Source organism: Maribacter sp. UH1 (genome assembly GCF_056839145.1).
This window is the reverse complement of record NZ_CM166387.1, coordinates 591916-611135: the sequence shown is the minus strand read 5'-3', so window position 1 is coordinate 611135 and position 19220 is coordinate 591916. Positions and strand designations below refer to the sequence as shown.

The 19220-nt window shown below is 35.8% G+C and carries 12 protein-coding genes and 1 other RNA gene; 9 read left to right on the top strand and 4 right to left on the bottom strand.

Annotated features, from left to right (window positions below; genetic code table 11):
- Positions 1–5: 5 nt before the first annotated feature.
- Entirely contained in the window at positions 6–353 is a 348-nt protein-coding gene (locus UH1x_RS02675) for a transmembrane 220 family protein (protein ID WP_482624896.1), read from the top strand.
- On the opposite strand, the gene UH1x_RS02670 is transcribed toward UH1x_RS02675, so the two are convergent.
- Positions 348–2207: a DNA polymerase III subunit gamma/tau gene (locus UH1x_RS02670; protein ID WP_482624895.1), complete on the bottom strand. Its 1860-nt coding sequence runs from the start codon at positions 2205–2207 to the stop codon at positions 348–350. The two genes, UH1x_RS02675 and UH1x_RS02670, sit on opposite strands and share 6 nt — an antisense overlap.
- 109 nt (positions 2208–2316) lie before the next feature.
- Between UH1x_RS02670 and rnpB the strand changes: the two genes are divergently transcribed.
- Positions 2317–2624, top strand: an RNA gene (gene rnpB, locus UH1x_RS02665) — RNase P RNA component class A.
- A gap of 95 nt (positions 2625–2719) precedes the next feature.
- Here rnpB and UH1x_RS02660 read toward each other — a convergent pair.
- The 3 genes from UH1x_RS02660 to UH1x_RS02650 are packed head-to-tail and all read right to left on the bottom strand — an operon-like array spanning position 2720 to position 4720.
- Positions 2720–3256, bottom strand: a complete 537-nt coding sequence (locus UH1x_RS02660) for an RsmD family RNA methyltransferase (protein ID WP_482624893.1) — start codon at positions 3254–3256, stop codon at positions 2720–2722.
- Positions 3256–4092 (bottom strand): DUF3822 family protein, encoded by an 837-nt coding sequence (locus tag UH1x_RS02655; protein ID WP_482624892.1) that lies wholly within the window; start codon positions 4090–4092, stop codon positions 3256–3258. The genes UH1x_RS02660 and UH1x_RS02655 overlap by 1 nt, the downstream gene beginning before the upstream one ends.
- Positions 4070–4720, bottom strand: coding sequence for a hypothetical protein (locus UH1x_RS02650; protein ID WP_405413805.1), 651 nt, complete (start codon positions 4718–4720; stop codon positions 4070–4072). Before UH1x_RS02650 ends, UH1x_RS02655 begins: the two co-directional genes overlap by 23 nt.
- Before the next feature lie 101 nt (positions 4721–4821).
- On the opposite strand from UH1x_RS02650, the gene UH1x_RS02645 reads away from it, so the two are divergent.
- From UH1x_RS02645 to UH1x_RS02615, 7 genes are all read left to right on the top strand, one after another.
- Entirely contained in the window at positions 4822–6255 is a 1434-nt protein-coding gene (locus UH1x_RS02645; protein WP_482624891.1) for an ATP-dependent DNA helicase, read from the top strand.
- A 60-nt stretch (positions 6256–6315) separates the two neighbouring features.
- Complete coding sequence (locus UH1x_RS02640; RefSeq protein ID WP_036155695.1) at positions 6316–6885, top strand: DUF4126 domain-containing protein; 570 nt, start codon at positions 6316–6318, stop codon at positions 6883–6885.
- Positions 6886–6911: 26 nt separating this feature from the next.
- The gene (gene kdsB, locus UH1x_RS02635) at positions 6912–7625 is read left to right on the top strand and encodes a 3-deoxy-manno-octulosonate cytidylyltransferase (protein ID WP_482626480.1); all 714 of its coding nucleotides are present in this window, start codon (positions 6912–6914) and stop codon (positions 7623–7625) included.
- Complete coding sequence (locus UH1x_RS02630; protein ID WP_482624889.1) at positions 7616–8314, top strand: HAD family hydrolase; 699 nt, start codon at positions 7616–7618, stop codon at positions 8312–8314. The genes kdsB and UH1x_RS02630 overlap by 10 nt, the downstream gene beginning before the upstream one ends.
- 23 nt (positions 8315–8337) lie before the next feature.
- Entirely contained in the window at positions 8338–9447 is a 1110-nt protein-coding gene (locus tag UH1x_RS02625) for an iron-containing alcohol dehydrogenase family protein (RefSeq protein ID WP_482624887.1), read from the top strand.
- 58 nt (positions 9448–9505) lie between these two features.
- Entirely contained in the window at positions 9506–10033 is a 528-nt protein-coding gene (locus UH1x_RS02620) for a 1-acyl-sn-glycerol-3-phosphate acyltransferase (RefSeq protein WP_482624886.1), read from the top strand.
- Between the two features lie 626 nt (positions 10034–10659).
- The gene (locus UH1x_RS02615) at positions 10660–19212 is read left to right on the top strand and encodes a PKD domain-containing protein (protein ID WP_482624884.1); all 8553 of its coding nucleotides are present in this window, start codon (positions 10660–10662) and stop codon (positions 19210–19212) included.
- Positions 19213–19220: the final 8 nt, after the last annotated feature.

Genomic DNA, 19220 nt, shown 5'->3' with positions numbered 1-19220 from the left:
TTCAAATGAATCTATTATTTAAGATCTTAGGCTACGTTTTTGCCATTTTATTTTCTGTTGGCGCTGTTTTACAATACAATGATCCAGACTCGTTACATTGGATTATCATCTATGGCGTTGCGGCTTTAATGTCTTTGTTGTTCGCATTAAATAAAATAGGCTATACAGTACCGTTGATATTAGGAATATTTGCTTTTATTGGCTTCGTTTACCTTTATCCTTCAGATTTTCAAGGATTCGATTTAAATGATGGAGATATCGTTACTGTAGAACTAGGGCGAGAGGCTTTTGGACTTCTGATTATTTCAATAGTTCTTTTAGTATTTGCTTTTAGAATTAAGAGAAAGCTATAAGAACAAATCGAATTCCTGTCTCAATAAATCAATCACCGGATTTTTTTCTCTTAGTTTCTCGTATTTCTCTTCGGGTGTAAAAGCAAATTTAGTTGCTGTTGTTTCATTGACTTTAATAACTAAATGAACGAAATGGTTGTTCAGTTTAGCACGTAAATACTCCATTAATTCGAACTGTTCACGTTCTATTTCCTTTTTCATTGTACTGTTTGGAAGCTCTAAATGAATAGCGAAGCCCTCTTTTAATTTAGGAATATCTGAATGCAAGTTAGAAGCAAGGATTTTTTGACCCTTCTTATCTATGATTTCAATAAAATCTGCCCAATGTTTACGAAGTTGTTCTTCAGTAAATGGTTCTTTAGGTAAGTTATTTTCGTCAATAACAACCTCAATTTTGTTTAGTTCGTGTTGTTTTTTGGCGTTTAAGCTAGAAATTGAAAGTCCAGAAACCCTTTTGGTAGGACGATTAATAATTGGTTTTTTAACGTCAGTACTGGTTTCCGCTGATGTTGATTTTTCAATATTTTGTTGAGGTTCTTTAGTTTTAATCGGTGCCACTTGTGTCTCAACAGCTGCTACAGGTTTTTTGCCTTCTATCGTAGTTTCAGAAGTCTTGTTTACAACATTTGTTTCTTTAGGAACATTGTTTTGGGTAACAGCCGGTTGATTTCCGCTTACAGGCTTAACCTCAGATTCTTTTTTAGGCGCTTTTGGAGCTTGGTTGTAAAACGCGGAAGGGGCAATGAAATCAATAGTCTTATTGTTAAGAGCTACGGATTCAGGATTTTTTTTTTCTCCATCAAAATTGATAGAGGCAAGTTTCATAAGGGTAAGCTCAACAAGTAAGCGTTGATTTTTACTTGTTTTATATTTTAAATCACAGTCGTTTGAAATTTCCAAACCTTGTAATAAAAAGGAGGGAGCAGTCTTTTTACTTTGATCTCTATATAATTGTTGCGCTGCTTCGCCAACTTCTAACAAGTTAATGGTATCAGGATGCTGGCATACCATTAAATCCCTGAAATGAGATGCTAGTCCAGATATGAAGTGGTGTCCGTCAAAACCAAGAGATAATGTCTTGTTAAATAATATAAGTAAGCCAGGTATATTATGCTCTAAGATTAAATCTGTAGCTTCAAAATAAGTATCGTAATCTAAGACATTTAAATTTTCGGTAACTGCTTTACGAGTAAGTTCTGAACCGGAAAAACTGACTACTCTATCAAAAATAGATAAGGCATCACGCATAGCACCATCTGCTTTTTGGGCAATGATATGTAGTGCATCATCCTCAGCATTTACACCTTGGTTTTCAGCAATATATTTTAAATACTCGGCAGCATCTTTAACGGTAATTCTTTTGAAATCGAAAATTTGACATCTAGAAAGAATAGTAGGTATGATTTTGTGCTTTTCTGTTGTTGCCAAAATAAAAATAGCATGCTTTGGTGGCTCTTCTAAAGTTTTCAGAAATGCATTAAAAGCAGATTGGGACAACATGTGCACCTCATCAATGATATAAACCTTGTATTTACCTACCTGTGGTGGTATACGTACTTGGTCGATAAGATTACGAATATCGTCTACAGAGTTGTTAGAGGCAGCATCAAGTTCAAATATATTGAAGGCAAAGTCTTCATTTTCCTTTTCGGTACCATCAGAATTTATCTGTTTTGCCAAAATACGTGCGCAAGTAGTTTTACCAACACCTCTGGGTCCACAGAATAGTAAAGCTTGTGCTAGGTGATTTTGGTCTATTGCATTTTGTAGTGTATTGGTTATAGACTGTTGGCCCACAACATCTTTAAATGTCTGGGGTCTATACTTTCTAGCCGATACAATAAATGGTTCCAAAATTCTATCTCTAATTAAACTTATACAAATATAATTATAGCCATTAATTCTAACGAGAATAAAGAAAAGAGATCATCCTTAGTTATCAACAATTACAGTACATTTGCGCTCAGCAGGCCACCTTATCGCTGCCAATTAATTGGGAGAGGAAAGTCTGGACACCATAGTGCAGTATAGCGGGTAACGCCCGTCCGCAGAGATGTGAGGACAAGTGCAACAGAAAGCAAGTACAGTTCGGCTGTAGTGAAACCAGGTAAACTCTATACGGTGAAACGTCATGTAAATCGGTGTTTGAGGGCTGCACGCTCAAGCCGAAGGGTAGGCGGTTAGAGCTCTGGGGTAACCCATTGCCTAGATAAATGATAAGGAATTCTGATTTTTCAGAATACAGAATCCGGCTTATGGCCTGCTTTTTTTATTGAAATGGTAAGTGTGAAATTTACCTAATGGTAACAACCTTGAGTGTAGTTATGATTCTTTACATTTAAGAATTAAGGCTGGTCTTTTAAAAATTACTTCTCAAAAAAGCTAAAAACGCTTCCGCCGTATTTTCTAGAATTTTTATAGTGTGGAAATTCTGCTAAAATGGTACGGTTAGAATGTTCAATAATTAATACGCCGTCTTCAAGGAGAAGATCATTTTCAAAAATTAGTTTGGGCAATTTTTCAAAATCGGCTAATTCCATATCGTAGAAGGGATCGGCGAATATGATATCGAATTTCTCTGTATTTCTTTGAAGAAAACTAAACACATCACTCTTTAAAGTACGAATATTCATGTCTAGCAATTCAACTGTTTTGTCAATGAATTGAATACAGCCAGAGTGTGCATCAATGGCAAGTACATCTTCAACACCTCTAGAAGAGAATTCGTAGCTAATATTACCGGTGCCTGCAAAAAGGTCAAGAACTTTAAGGTCTGGAAAATAGTAGCTATTGTTCAAAATATTGAACAAGCTTTCTTTAGCCATATCTTTTGTAGGTCTAACAGGTAGTTTTTTAGGGGCCATTAAATGACGACCTTTATGTTTTCCTGATATGATGCGCATTATATAGTATTAATGAGAGTGAAATCTATTGAGCCTGTTGAAGGTTCTCCAAGTTTTAATAGTTGAGCTGCTGATGGTTCAAAAATGCTGATGTGCTGAATATACGTATAGCAAAGTTGATAAGTTTCATCATCTTCTTCAATATCTCCAAATAGTTTTACAACTACGGTTTTTGGGTCTAATTCTAATTGCTCGATTACGAATAATAGGTAATAGACAAAGTCTTCTTTTGTTTGATATTTAAAGCTGTTGTACAGAAGAAGTTTGCGTTGGTTTAGAACGGTAATATCTAGTTGCTCTTTGTTTACATGTACAAAACATGTAATTTCTTGATTCTGTGTTTGGTTGTTTAGCAAAGATTGTAATAACACCGTGCCATTATGCATAAAATCGAACTCGCCAAAAAGATCGTATATGTAATTGTTGATGTTCACATAGGGCACATACACATTTACCAAATCATGATTTTCTACCTCGTCATAAGCTAAAACATCATTTGCTAATACCTTGGTATTGAATTTAAGGTATTCATTTAAATGATTAGGGTTGAATAATGATTTTGGCACCAGACCAAAAAGTGTATTTCTATGAACAGCAACTACTTCATCAAACTGCATGTTTTCTATATCATGCTTCTGAAAAAGCTTTTCCAATTCATCTTTAGCGGTCATCGGGTTTTTTTCATCAGAAAAATCGATTCTGTCAGAAATCAACAATTTTTGCGAAACAGTATCTGCTACACAAAAAGAAAGTCCATTCAAGCTAACCTGAATGGACAATTTTTTAAAATTTTTATCCGCTATATTTAAGCTACTATTTTTTAACTTTTTTGTCATATATGGAAGGCCAGTTACCGCTTGTGCTAACTTCATCTAAAGAACCTACATAAATAGTTGGTCCATTTACTTCTTCTACACTTAAGGCTGCTTTTTCACGAGATAATAAATCTTTTGGCTGATCGTAAAGAACAACTTCCTTATCAACTTTTGCCTCAAAAACAGGGGCTTTATATCCACTTTTTTCTACAAATCCAGCTTTCATTGTAAATTTTTCACCATTTGCTGCTGTAGGTACATCCATTAAGCTTTTGTATCTACCATCAGATTTGAAAAGTGAATCTTTTACAGAAACAGTTCCTAGTGTATCAATGATTTTCATTTCTTTCAACATATCAATACCGTATGCTTTGTCAAACTCCATGAAAGAAGAATCTCTCTGCTGGGTAATAACATATTTACCAGTGTCGATAAAACGAATAAGACTATTGAAGTCATTTGCGTATTTGCCATTCACTGTTTTGTAAGCCTCTTGAGAGTTTTTGATGTCTTTCAATTTGGCGATAACCTGCGAATAACGCTCTATTTTTACTTCTTTAAATTTGATTGGTCCAGTAATGGAGTTGTAAATAAAGTATCCTAAAGCGATACATCCAATCCAAAGTACAATTTGTATTATGGTCTTCATTTCGTATGTGTTATTTTTATTTAGTGGTCTTCACAAATCTACAATTTTTTTTTAATCGTAAAAGTTTTTAGGCTAAAAATCATCTTTATCTTTGAAGGCACATGAAACCAACTACACCCGCATCATTCTATAGTATACTAGAAACCAAATTTCCTCACACACCAACTGCCACACAATCAGTGGCTTTGCAAAAATTGGCTGAGTTTACACTTTCAACGGTTAAGGATGAAGTTTTTTTGTTAAAAGGTTACGCAGGTACCGGTAAAACTACTTTAATAGGTACTTTAGTTAACAGTTTATGGAAGGTTCAGAAGAAAGCTGTGCTCATGGCACCTACCGGGAGAGCGGCAAAAGTGATGTCAAATTATTCAAAAACACAGGCATTTACCATCCATAGAAAAATATATTTTCCGAAGAAACAAAGTGGAGGAGGAGTACAGTTTGTTTTGGCACCTAATAAACATAGGGATACTTTATTTATAGTTGATGAAGCATCAATGATACCAGATACGGCTGCAGATTCTAAATTATTTGAAAACGGTTCGTTATTAGATGACCTAATGATGTTCGTATACTCTGGTCACAAATGTAAGTTGTTATTAATAGGAGACACCGCACAGTTACCTCCGGTTCATTTAGTTTTGAGTCCGGCTTTGGATGGCGATAAACTTTCACTTAATTATAATAAAGAAGTGGTTCGTTTAGAATTGAATGAAGTAGTTAGGCAAGCAGGCGATTCAGGAATTTTAGCAAATGCTACCTTGTTAAGAGAGCAATTACAAAGTGAATTCTTTGAAGATTTTAAATTTGATGTAGATCCGTTCACTGATATAATACGCTTAATAGATGGTAATGAAATTCAAGAAGCCATTGACAGTTCATACTCAGAAAACGGAAAAGAGGAAACGGCATTTATTGTACGCTCTAATAAACGTGCAAATCTTTACAATCAGAATATTCGAGAACGGATATTATTTTTAGAGAATGATATTGCCGTAGGCGATTTTATGATGGTCGTTAAGAATAACTATTATTGGTTAAAGCCAAGCACAGAAGCTGGTTTTATTGCAAACGGAGATATTATAGAGATTCTAGAAATATTCGATATCAAGGAGATTTTTACGTTTAAGTTTGCCGAGGTTAAAGTGAAGATGGTAGATTACCCTAATATGCCACCTTTTGAAACCGTATTATTGTTAGATACCATAACGGCAGAATCTCCGTCGTTGTCTTATGAAGATGGCAATAGGTTGTATCAAGAAGTCATGAAAGACTTCGCACATGAAAGTTCAAAGTACAAGAAGTTTTTAGGGGTTAAGAATAACAAGTACTTCAATGGTTTGCAAGTAAAGTTCTCGTACGCCATAACCTGTCATAAATCTCAAGGGGGACAATGGAATACCGTTTTTGTTGAGCAACCATATTTGCCTAATGGGATAGATAAAGAATACTTGCGTTGGTTGTATACCGCGGTAACCAGAGCAAAGAGCAAGTTGTATCTTATTGGTTTTAAAGATGATTTTTTTCTTGATTAAGAAAAGGTTATTTTAGTAATTATTGATACAACAAAAAAATTAGCAAATAGTATATAGGATATGACAACAGATACGGTTTTAAGTATTTTTTTAGGGATAGGATTAGCCGCATCTGTGGGTTTTAGGGTATTTCTACCCTTATTTGCTTTGAGTTTGGCTTCCTATTTTGGAGTATGGGAATTAAATGATAATTGGCAATGGATAGGAAGTTTGGTAGCTGTGCTAACTTTAGGTGTAGCTACATTGTTAGAGATATTCGCCTATTTCATCCCTTGGTTCGATAATTTGTTAGATAGTATTGCAGTACCCTTGGCGGCAATTGCAGGTACAGCGGTTATGGTTTCAACAGTTGCAGATTTAGATCCAGTAATAACTTGGTCATTGGCTATTATAGCTGGTGGCGGTACAGCCACGGCAATTAAAGGAGCAGGGGCAACAGGAAGATTGGCATCTACAGCCACAACAGGTGGTTTGGCGAATCCGCTGATTACCACAGTAGAAACAGGTACTGCCGCTGTAGTATCGGTCGCGTCGATATTTGCACCTATCTTAGCAGCGGTTTTGGTCATAATCATTTTGGTTGTCATTTTTAGGATATACAGAAGCTTAAGACCAAAGGCAAAAACATAAAATAAAAGTAGTTGAAGAAAATAGCAATGATACCTGCCCGTTATGCGGCATCAAGATTTCCTGCGAAGCTAATGCAAGATTTAGCTGGTAAACCGGTCATTTTAAGAACATATCAAGCTGCAGTACATACCAAATTGTTTGATGAAGTATATGTGGTTACAGATAGTGAGGTTATCTATGATACTATCGTTAAAGCAGGTGGTTTGGCGATTATGAGTAAAAAAGAGCACGATTGTGGTAGTGATCGTATCGCAGAGGCCGTTATGCAGATGGATGTCGATATTATCGTAAATGTTCAAGGAGATGAGCCCTTTACTGATAGGGAAAGCTTAGAAGGGGTGATGAAGGTTTTTGAAGATGATATTCATAAGGAAATTGATTTAGCTTCTCTAATGGTGAAAATTACAGATGAGGAAGAAATCAATAATCCGAATACGGTAAAGGTAATAGTGGATAACAGAGATTTTGCACTGTATTTTTCAAGGTCACCTATACCTTATCCAAGAGCAAAAAGTGACAACACCATATATTATAAGCACAAAGGTATATATGCTTTTAGAAAAAGTGCTTTAATGGATTTTAAAAGGTTACCTATGTTGCAATTGGAAGCAACGGAGAAAATCGAAGCCATTCGCTATTTGGAATATGGCAAAAAAATTAAAATGGTAGAAACGAATGTTCAGGGCATAGAAATTGATACTCCTGAAGACTTAAAGAAAGCTCAAGCAGCATGGAAATAAATTTTGACGGAATTAATGTAATCGGTTTTGATGCTGATGATACCTTGTGGGTAAATGAGACTTACTTTAGAGATACTGAAGATAAGTTTGCCAATTTATTGGAGAAGTACGAAACCAAGAATAAGATAGATCAAGAGCTTTTTAGAACGGAAATAAAGAATTTAGATTTATACGGATATGGGATAAAGGGTTTTGTGCTTTCTATGGTAGAATGTGCTTTAGAACTTTCTAATAATCAAGTTTCATCCAAAACCATAAGTGCACTATTAGATTTGGGAAAAGATATGATTACCCAGCCTGTAGAATTATTGGAAGGAGTAGAAGATGTTTTAAAAAGCTTAAAAGATAAATACCGATTAATTGTCTTGACTAAAGGAGATCTTTTAGACCAGGAACGAAAACTGGAACGATCGGGATTATCGGAATATTTTCATCATGTAGAAGTATTGAGCGATAAAAAGGAAAAGAATTACAGCGATCTTTTAGAGCATTTGCAAATAGCACCAAGTGAGTTTTTAATGATAGGTAATTCTCTGAAATCAGACGTTTTACCTTTAGTAGAATTAGGTGCACGTGCCATACATGTACCCTTTCATACTACATGGGAACACGAAGAGGTAAAAGGACCAATAGAGAATAAGGGATACATGACAATTTCTGCACTAACGGATATTTTGGAATATGTGTAATGGAGATGGACGTGAATAAACAAATGACATTGAAGAAAATACCAACAAAAGCATCGGAGGAGTTTAGAAATTTTCCAATGGTGCCAAGAGTAGTTTATGGAAAAGGAAGTTTTAATACCCTAGGCGATATTTTAATGCCTAAAAGAAAGCATTCAGAAGCACCAATGATTTATTTGGTAGATGATGTTTTTGAGAATACTGAACTTATAAGTAGGATACCCAGTATTTTCTGTGATCAGATTATATTGATTTCTGCAGAAGAAGAGCCCAAAACAGAACAAGTGGATGCTCTTGTTAAAATGATACAGGAAAAGTTTACAGAATTGCCATCGGGTATTATAGGTATTGGTGGTGGTACGCTATTAGATTTAGCAAAAGCAGTGGCTATTATGCTAACCAATAAAGGTAGTGCATCAGAATATCAAGGCTGGGATTTAGTGAATAAGCAATCAATTTACCATGTAGGTATACCCACAATAAGTGGAACCGGTGCAGAAGTTTCAAGAACTACCGTGTTAATGGGACCAGAAAAGAAACTGGGTATAAATTCGGATTATACCACTTTTGATCAGGTTTTGTTAGATCCAGATTTAACTAAAGGCGTATCAAAAGAACAATGGTTTTATACCGGTATGGATTGCTATATACATTGTGTAGAATCTTTGAACGGAACATTTCTAAATGCTTTTAGTCAAAGTTATGGCGAGAAATCATTAGAACTTTGCAAAGAAGTATTTTTAGAGGATATAGAAGAATCGGAAAGTAGAGAGAAGCTGATGATGGCATCTTGGCATGGTGGTATGAGTATTGCATATTCACAAGTGGGCGTAGCACATGCTATGAGTTATGGTTTGGGTTACGTTTTAGGTGTAAAGCACGGAATAGGTAATTGTCTTGTTTTTCAATACTTAGAAGAGTTTTATCCAGAAGGAGTGGAGGTGTTCAACAAAATGCTTGAGAAGCATGATATAGTATTACCAAAACAGGTATGCTCAAAATTGACAACAGCAGAAATGGATACTATGATTTCTGTTGCTATGGGTATGGAACCTTTATGGGAAAATGCGTTAGGGGAAGAATGGAAATCAATCATTACTCCTGAAAAGCTTAAGGCTATTTATCAAAAAATATAGTTTATTTCATTTATTTAATCAGTAGGTTAATTAATATCATAGCCTACATCTTAGTCTTATGCAGCAAATAGCAAAATTTATATATTTTAAAATGCTAGGGTGGAAACTTAATGGTGAATTCCCTTCACATCTAGATAAGTTTGTTGCTATTGTAGTGCCACATACTAGTTGGTGGGATTTTCTCTTGGGGTTGTTAATACGAGCCGTTTGGCAAGAAGAAATAAACTATGTTGGAAAGAAAAGCCTGTTTAAAGCCCCTTTTGGTTGGTTTTTTAGGTGGACAGGTGGTGCTCCAATTGATAGAACAAAAAATAGCGATACGGTAAAAGCTACAGCAGCCATATTCAGTGAAAGAAAAAAGTTTAGGCTGGCACTTTCTCCTGAAGGCACACGAAAGAAAGTAGAAAAATGGAAAACAGGATTCTACTATATAGCTAAAACTGCTAATGTACCCATAGTACTAGTTGCCTTTGACTATGGCAAAAAAGAAATAAAATTATCAGAACCTCTTATCCCAACAGAAGATAAAGAAGCCGACTTTAAAAAATATCATGCTTTTTTTGATGGGGTAGAGGGGAAGCATTGAATGAGAGGTTTTTAGATCATTTAAAATAAATACCCACCTATCGTAAACAATCTTAAATTGGGTTTGATTTTATAAAACAAAAATGCAAACATATCCTCTAAAGTGGAGATGGTATATAATAAGATTATGACTTTTGGATCTTAGTTTTTTAAATAGAATTATAAAGTGCAGACTTGGTTTTGAAGGTTTTAATGGTTTTTAAATAAAATTTAGTCTTATAGATTTGTGCATTTTGTCGATTTTTTTAAACGTTAGTCGTAAATAGATTTTACGAATGTTGGTTTCTAAACATAAATACATATTCTTGTCTTGAATATATTTTTTGAAATTTTAGCTACTCTTGCTTTAATTTCCCCCTTCAGAAAAGGTATTTATTTCGTACCCCACTTACGATAATAAATTAACCTTATAGTGCTTTGGTTATCCTTTAACCAAACCTATACAAATGACCAAAATTCATCTATTAAAAATTAGAGGACTAACCATTAGTTCTTTGGGTATTTTATTTCAAAAAAGTATTATCAAATATTTTTGGTATTCATCCTTTCCTTGCAAAAACAAGAGAATCTTTTCTTTTCGATCTAATACAATTATTTATTCATCCATCATCCTAAATTCCACACACTATGCTTAAGTTTTTACACAAACTTATTGGATCCTTAAATCCAATTAATTTAGTTCAAAATATTGGTTTTAAAAGAGAATTTGCTGTTGTATTAGTGTTATTTCTTTGCTATAGTACCTCTCTTTTGGGACAAGTTCAAATAGTTACTGATCCAACAGTTGTAATGGTGGCACCCAATCAAACATTTACTGTTACAGTGGGAGTCAATACTGATCAGAATGTAGACGCAACTGAAATTCATATGGGTTTTGATCCAAACATTATTGAAGTAGTTAGTGTTAGTTTACCTCAATCAAACCCTCTGCCAGTGCCTATTATAGGAGCTGGTTTTGATAATATTTCAGGAACTATTGATTATGTTGCGGGTACTTTTTCCGATTTCCCAAATACTAATTTTGATTTTCTGGAAATTGAATTTATTGCTCAAAATTTAGGAACTACCGAATTAGAATTTACTGGACTACCTTCAAAAGTCACCTATAATGGATTCAATATATTAAATGATAATACCGGGTCAACAATTACAGTAGGTGTTATAGATACTACTCCGCCTATAATTACATTAACAGGAGATGAAATTGTTAACCTGATTATTGGTGATGTTTATGTTGAACAAGGAGCAACAGCAATTGATGAAACAGATGGCGATATAAGTAACAATATTATAATCGGAGGTGATTTCGTGGATAGCAGTATAGAAGGTGATTATATAGTAACATATAATGTTTTTGATTTAGCTAGTAATGCAGCATTAGAGATATTTCGTACTGTAAGAGTTACTCAAGAGTCTATTAATACTTTTACCATAGCAACGAACTCAGGCTTAAATGGCACTATTTCTCCTGCGACTACCTTAATTGATCAAGGTGATAATATTGTATTTAATATAGTCCCTGATATTGGATTTGAAATAGAAGATGTATTCATTGATGGTAATTCAGTTGGTGCTGTTTCTATGTATGAATTTTTAAATGTTCAAGCATCCTCAACAATTAGTGCCACTTTCATAGAAGACGATACTTTTCAATTATGTATTGCAAGTGGAAATGAAAGCTTAACAGCTTTTGGTCGGTCTTTTGAGGGTGACCCTAATACAGATGCTCCAGATGGAGCTCCTTTTATTCGTACAAGCGGAAGTACTTATTTAGGCTATAATGGAGCAATAGATGGAATTTCTACTACCGCAGAACAGAATTTATTTCAAAAAGAGATTTATGGAGGTAAAAATGTAGCAAATCCTCCAGTTTCTTATGAAGTTCCTGTCCCTAATGGTTATTATCAAGTTGATTTATATTTTGCAGAGGTTTATCACACTAATCCTGGCGGACGAGTTTTTGATGTACTATTAGAAGAGAATATAATTTTAGATGAGTATGATTTAGTTGATCCAATTAAAGATGGTATTCCTAATAATAAGACTGCCATAGTTAGAACCTATTATGTTCAGGTTAATGATGGTAATTTAAATGTACAAATTGGACCTGCAACTGTAGATAATGGAAAAATATCTGGATTTTGTTTAACCAAGACACCAATCACAAATTTACATCCTACAGCAAACATAGCTAATCTTCAGTTTGAGGTAGGTGAGAGTGTAACTGAGATTATTGATATTCAAGAAGATAATGAGTTATTGGTTACGTTTAATAATTTACCAACTTCTTTGAGTTTTGATGCATCTAATAGTTATTTAGTGGGAACACCTTTAATTGAAGAAATAGGCGAGTATAAAGTTAATGCTATTATATCTGATGGATTTAGTTCTCCAATTACTGCAGAATTTACCATTACAATATATCCTTCTGGTGCTAATTTACCGCCTACTATAGAAACAATAGGTAATGTTGAAGTTGCTGAGGGATCAACTATAGAAACAAATATTGCAGTCAGTGACGACAAAAATATATTTAACACCAATATAGTCATATATGATAAGAGTAATGGTGGCTCTAATGATCCTTTCTTACCGTCTACTACAGTACCTGATAATACTTATACCTTGACAGATAACGGGGATGGTAATTACACATTTAATTGGAATACAGTTTCAGGAGATGGTCGTTCATATATAGCTGAGGTTATAACTGATGACGGCGTTAATTTACCTGTAAAGCAAACATTTTCAATTGATATAGCACAAACTATTCCTGCAAATATTTTAGCTAATACCTTTACAAATCCTTTACCATGGTATAAAGCATCTTCAGATACTGCTCCGGTGATACCTTTTACAGTTGCTATTGAAGATAATGTTGCGCAAAATGTAGGTTATATAGATGCAGGTGATTATATAGAATACTTAATAGACGTGCCAACGCCTGGTATATATGACATAGAGCTTTTAGCGGCTAAAGGAAACAATGGTACTACTGTCGTTAGTATTTCCGAAGAAATTGATGGTAATTATTTACCGGTTGGTTCGTTCAATGTTACAAAGTCGGCATGGCAGACCTACAACACATATTTTACTTCGGTAGATTTCAGTAATTCAGGTTTACAGTCTATTCGTTTTGATTTTAACGCAGGAGTAAATATCAAGAATTTTATTATTTCACAATCACCAATAGCTTCTTGCAATACAGCATTTAGAGTAAATGCGGGAGGCTCTTTATTTGGTTTAATAGGTGGTGATTTTGAAGCAGATCAATCTGCAGATCAAGCTGGTGGCACTGCCGAAACTGGAACTCCATCTATATATTATAAAGGAGCAATTGATAAAACTTTTGGGTCAAATGCAGCTTTAGTTTCTAATAATACAGGTTATCCGGATGCTATTTTTCAAACAGAAAGACATATTGAAGGCGGAACTTTAATGAATTGGGAGTTTCCAGCAAATGGTACTTATGAGGTTGATTTTTTGTTTAATGAAAATTGGACGGGCGAAAATAGTAACCCTAGAGTATTTGATGTAGAAATAGAAGGAGACTTGGTGTTAGATGATTATAGACCTTCAATAGCCGCAGGTGGTGTTAATATTGCCATAGTTGAAACCTTTACTGTTGTTGTTGAAGATGGTGTAATGAATATCAATTTCATCCAGGGTACTCAAAATCCATCAATTAAAGGATTTAGTATTTGCTTAATATCAGAACCTGAAAATACGGCACCAATAGTAACTATAAATTCACCGTCAGAAGATAACTCTATTGTAAGAGGTGTAAATGTTGATTTAGTAGGAACAGCTTTAGATTCTGAAGATGGAGACATTTCCGGATCAATTAATTGGAGTTCTAATGACACTAGGTTTACTACAGTGCCATTAAATGGTATTGGTTCTAATATTAACGGGATGTTTGTAACCCCTGGAATTCAGACACTAACTGCGTCAGTTACAGATAGCGATTCTGAAAGTAGCAGTTCAGAAATTGAAATTGATGTTTCTGGACCAGCAGTATCTATAGTTGCTCCTTTAGATAGTGAAGAGTTGTATTCTACTAACGTTAGGTTGGAATGGTCAGGTACAGATGTATTATTTGATTTGACCGAACATTATCATCTTTATATTAACCCGCCAGATATAAATAATATTAATACTGCAACCAGAATTTCAACAGCTTCACAAATAGGACAGGAGTTTTGGGAATTAAACGAATTGGACGGTATAATTGAAGGGTTAAACACTATAGTGGTGGTAGTTGCTGATCCAACTCATGCTGAGTTTACTAATTCAGAAGCAAAAGATGTTATTAATTTTACAGTTTCCTTACAAGACAATACGTCACCTATAATAACCTTATTGGATACTGACCCCTTGCAAATTGAATTAGGTTCTCCATATGTTAATTTAGGAGCCAGTGCTACTGATGATTTGGATGGAGATTTGACCGATGAAATTATAATTGGAGGTGATGTAGTCGATGTAAATACCATTGGCAATTATATTATCACATATAATGTTTCGGATGAAGCTGGAAATTTGGCAACAGAGGTTACTCAAACAATAACAGTATCGGATAATGTTGCACCTATTATTACTTGTCCGGCAGATATAATTACTTCCACGATCCAAGGTCTTTGCGGTGTGAATTTGAATATTTCGGATATGTCCGCAATTGATTTAAGTGGTGAGATTACTTATGAGTCCACTCGAAGTGATGGTTTGCTTATGTCCGAACCATATACCTTAGGAGAGACTACCATTACATGGGTAGCATTGGATGCATCAGGTAACATGTCTGATTCTTGTTTTCAGACAATTACGGTAAATGATGAGGTAGGACCAAGTTTTGATTGTCCTGTCAATATTAGTGCTACTAGTTTAAATGGAAACCCAATGGTACTTGAAATAGTAGCTCCAGCGGTATTTGATTCATGCTCAGAATTAGATATTATATTAAAAAGTACTCGTAACGATGGTTTAGAGTTGGACGATGCGTTTCCAGTTGGTGAAACCCAAATTGAATGGATAGCTTTTGATAATGCTAATAATCTAACTAGTTGTATACAAACCGTAACTGTCAACTACGCGGGCTCTTCTGAGAATAATATTGTGTTCTTCTCTTTTGAAGAACAATCTGAGCCAGAAATAATTGATTATTCTTCTGGACTAGTAGAGGTTAGCGTTGTTACGGGAACAGATTTGACCACGCTAGAACCAAATTTTGGTGTTTCTTCAAACGCAAATGTGAATCCAAATTCTGGAGATGTTATGGATTTTACCAATCCGGTAAATTATACAGTAACCGCCGAAGATGGATCACAAAAAATTTGGACCATAATAGTTACAGTAGACGATAATGACGATCAACTTAGTGTTAATGCATTTACATTAATAAACGCAGACACAGATCAAGACATAATGATATTGACCGAAGGGCAATTAATCAATGCAGCTAACTATGTAAACACAAATTTAGCTATTCGTGCAGATACCTCTTCTGACGTAGGTAGTGTACAATTAATGTTAAGCGGTGATAAGTCTAAAAATCAAACAGAAAGCTTGGCACCTTTTTCACTATATGGGGACGATGTACTAACAGGAGATTACGGGGGAGAGCTTTTTGCGATTGGTAGTTATACTATCACTGCAACACCATATATAAACGTAGGGCTAACTGGCGAACAGGGAGAAACCAAATCTGTAAACTTCCAATTTATTGATCAAGATCCTATATGTATAAATTTTGATGCTAGTATTGCAAATAAAGTTAATCCTAGTAGTTGTAATACTAATAACGGCTCAATAGTGATAAATACGATAGGGTTTGAAGGTTCACTAACCTATGATTGGAGTCACGATAGCAATTTAAATTCTTCTACAGCCGTAGGTTTAGAGGCTGGCGCATATAATGTTACAGTTTCTGATTCTAATGGATGCTACGAAAATTTGTTAATAACTTTAAATGAACCAGAACTTCCTTCTGTAACCTTAGAACCCTTTAGCGATATTCTTATTACAGATAGTCCGATAAATTTAATTGGTGGAATGCCATTAGGAGGTGAATACAGTGGGATAGGAGTTAATGAAAATATTTTTGATCCTTCAATAGGTGTAGGTGAGTTCTCTATAACCTATACTTATACAGATAGTAATGGTTGTTCAAATAGCATTTCTAACTCTATAAAAGTTTTAAACGCCCCAATAGACAATGCAACATTGTTTATATTGAATGCGGATAATGACAGTCAGTTGTATGTGCTGACCGATGATCTTCAGATCACCAAGTCCGATATCGGCGATACCCCATTGGGCATTATTTACAATGCAGATTTGAATCCGGGAAATGTTACGTTCAAGCTAACGGGTCCTGTAAATCAGAATAAGTCTGAAGGACCTTCCGCACCGTATTCCCTGTTCGGTGATATTGGGGTCGATATTCAAGGTAAAGAGTTCCCAGTTGGTGATTATACCTTGGCTACCACTACCTCTTCCGGGGTAAGCCAAACGGTTAGTTTCTCCGTTATTAGTGGACCACCTGCGAATATTCCGCCGTTGGTGTCTTTATCGGGTAATGCAGACGGTAGTATTCCTTTTAGATTGAATTTCACCAGTTCAGGGTCTACGGACAATGATGGTAACATCACGGGTTATTTATGGGATTTTGGAGACGGGAATACTTCAGACGAACAAAACCCATCTCATACCTATGCGACAGGTGGAGATTACGATGTTTCGTTGACATTGACCGATGATGATAATGCAACAGGTACTGAGAGTATTGTTGTTACTGCGGTTGATCCTACTATAAACCAGTTACCGAGTGCTGTAGTTAATGCTTCGCCTGCAAATGGTACTTCTCCATTGACAGTTGAATTCTCAAGTTCGGGATCTTTTGATCCTGATGGTAACATAGTTATGTACGAATGGGATTTTGGAGACGGATCAACTTCTACTCAGACCAATCCTGATCATATCTTTACAAATGAAGGAGATTTTATGGTAACCCTTACGGTAACCGATAATGAAGGGGCAATGGACACAACAAGCATAAATATCGCGGTAAACGCCCCAATAGACAATGCAACATTGTTTGTATTGAATGCGGATAATGACAGTCAGTTGTATGTGCTGACCGATGGTCTTCAGATCACCAAGTCCGATATCGGCAATACCCCATTGGGCATTATTTACAATGCAGATTTGAATCCGGGAAATGTTACGTTCAAGCTAACGGGTCCTGTAAATCAGAATAAGTCTGAAGGACCTTCCGCACCGTATTCCCTGTTCGGTGATATTGGGGTCGATATTCAAGGTAAAGAGTTCCCAGTTGGTGATTATACCTTGGCTACCACTACCTCTTCCGGGGTAAGCCAAACGGTTAGTTTCTCCGTTATTAGTGGACCACCTGCGAATATTCCGCCGTTGGTGTCTTTATTGGGTAATGCAGACGGTAGTATTCCTTTTAGATTGAATTTCACCAGTTCAGGGTCTACGGACAATGATGGTAACATCACGGGTTATTTATGGGATTTTGGAGACGGGAATACTTCAGACGAACAAAACCCATCTCATACCTATGCGACAGGTGGAGATTACGATGTTTCGTTGACATTGACCGATGATGATAATGCAACAGGTACTGAGAGTATTGTTGTTACTGCGGTTGATCCTACTATAAACCAGTTACCGAGTGCTGTAGTTAATGCTTCGCCTGCAAATGGTACTTCTCCATTGACAGTTGAATTCTCAAGTTCGGGATCTTTTGATCCTGATGGTAACATAGTTATGTACGAATGGGATTTTGGAGACGGATCAACTTCTACTCAGACCAATCCTGATCATATCTTTACAAATGAAGGAGATTTTATGGTAACCCTTACGGTAACCGATAATGAAGGGGCAATGGACACAACAAGCATAAATATCGCGGTAAACGCCCCAATAGACAATGCAACATTGTTTGTATTGAATGCGGATAATGACAGTCAGTTGTATGTGCTGACCGATGGTCTTCAGATCACCAAGTCCGATATCGGCAATACCCCATTGGGCATTATTTACAATGCAGATTTGAATCCGGGAAATGTTACGTTCAAGCTAACGGGTCCTGTAAATCAGAATAAGTCTGAAGGACCTTCCGCACCGTATTCCCTGTTCGGTGATATTGGGATCGATATTCAAGGTAAAGAGTTCCCAGTTGGTGATTATACCTTGGCTACCACTACCTCTTCCGGGGTAAGCCAAACGGTTAGTTTCTCCGTTATTAGTGGACCACCTGCGAATATTCCGCCGTTGGTGTCTTTATCGGGTAATGCAGACGGTAGTGTTCCTTTTAGATTGAATTTCACCAGTTCAGGGTCTACGGACAGTGATGGTGACATCACGGGTTATTTATGGGATTTTGGAGACGGGAATACTTCAGACGAACAAAACCCATCTCATACCTATGCGACAGGTGGAGATTACGATGTTTCGTTGACATTGACCGATGATGATAATGCAACAGGTACTGAGAGTATTGTTGTTACTGCGGTTGATCATATCGATATTAATAAAGTTGTAAGCTTTACATTAATGGATGCTACCAACCAAAGTGAGTTGTTCGAGATACAGAATAATATGAATATTAACGCTACTGATGCAATAGGCGTTAATATTCGAGCTAATACAAATCCTTTAATTGTCGGAAGTGTCAAGTTTGAGTTGTCTGGTACACTAGATAGGACTTGGGTAGAGACTAATTCTCCATATGCTCTTTATGGTGATTTAAATGGTGAGTTCATACCGGAAACATTTCCACTTGGATCATATACTTTGAAAGCAACACCGTATACCTTGGGAGGTGCTTTAGGTGAAATTGGGCAAAGCTTGACGGTTAAGTTTAATGTGGTACAATCTATTTCAACAGCGAAGACTGCTGAGACTACTATGAGTATTTTTCCAAACCCAGCCTCAGAAAGGACAACTGTTTCTTTTGATGAACCTACGCGTCTTACACAAATCTACATATATGACATTACCGGTAAATTGGTACAAACCTTAAATATGGATGCTAGTCAAGATGTTGGTACATATCTCCTCGGAGTTCAAGATTTACCTACAGGTTCTTATTTTGTCAGAACCATAGATACAGAAGGTAAACAATCACAACAGCAAATGGCAATTAAGAGATAATCTAGTCC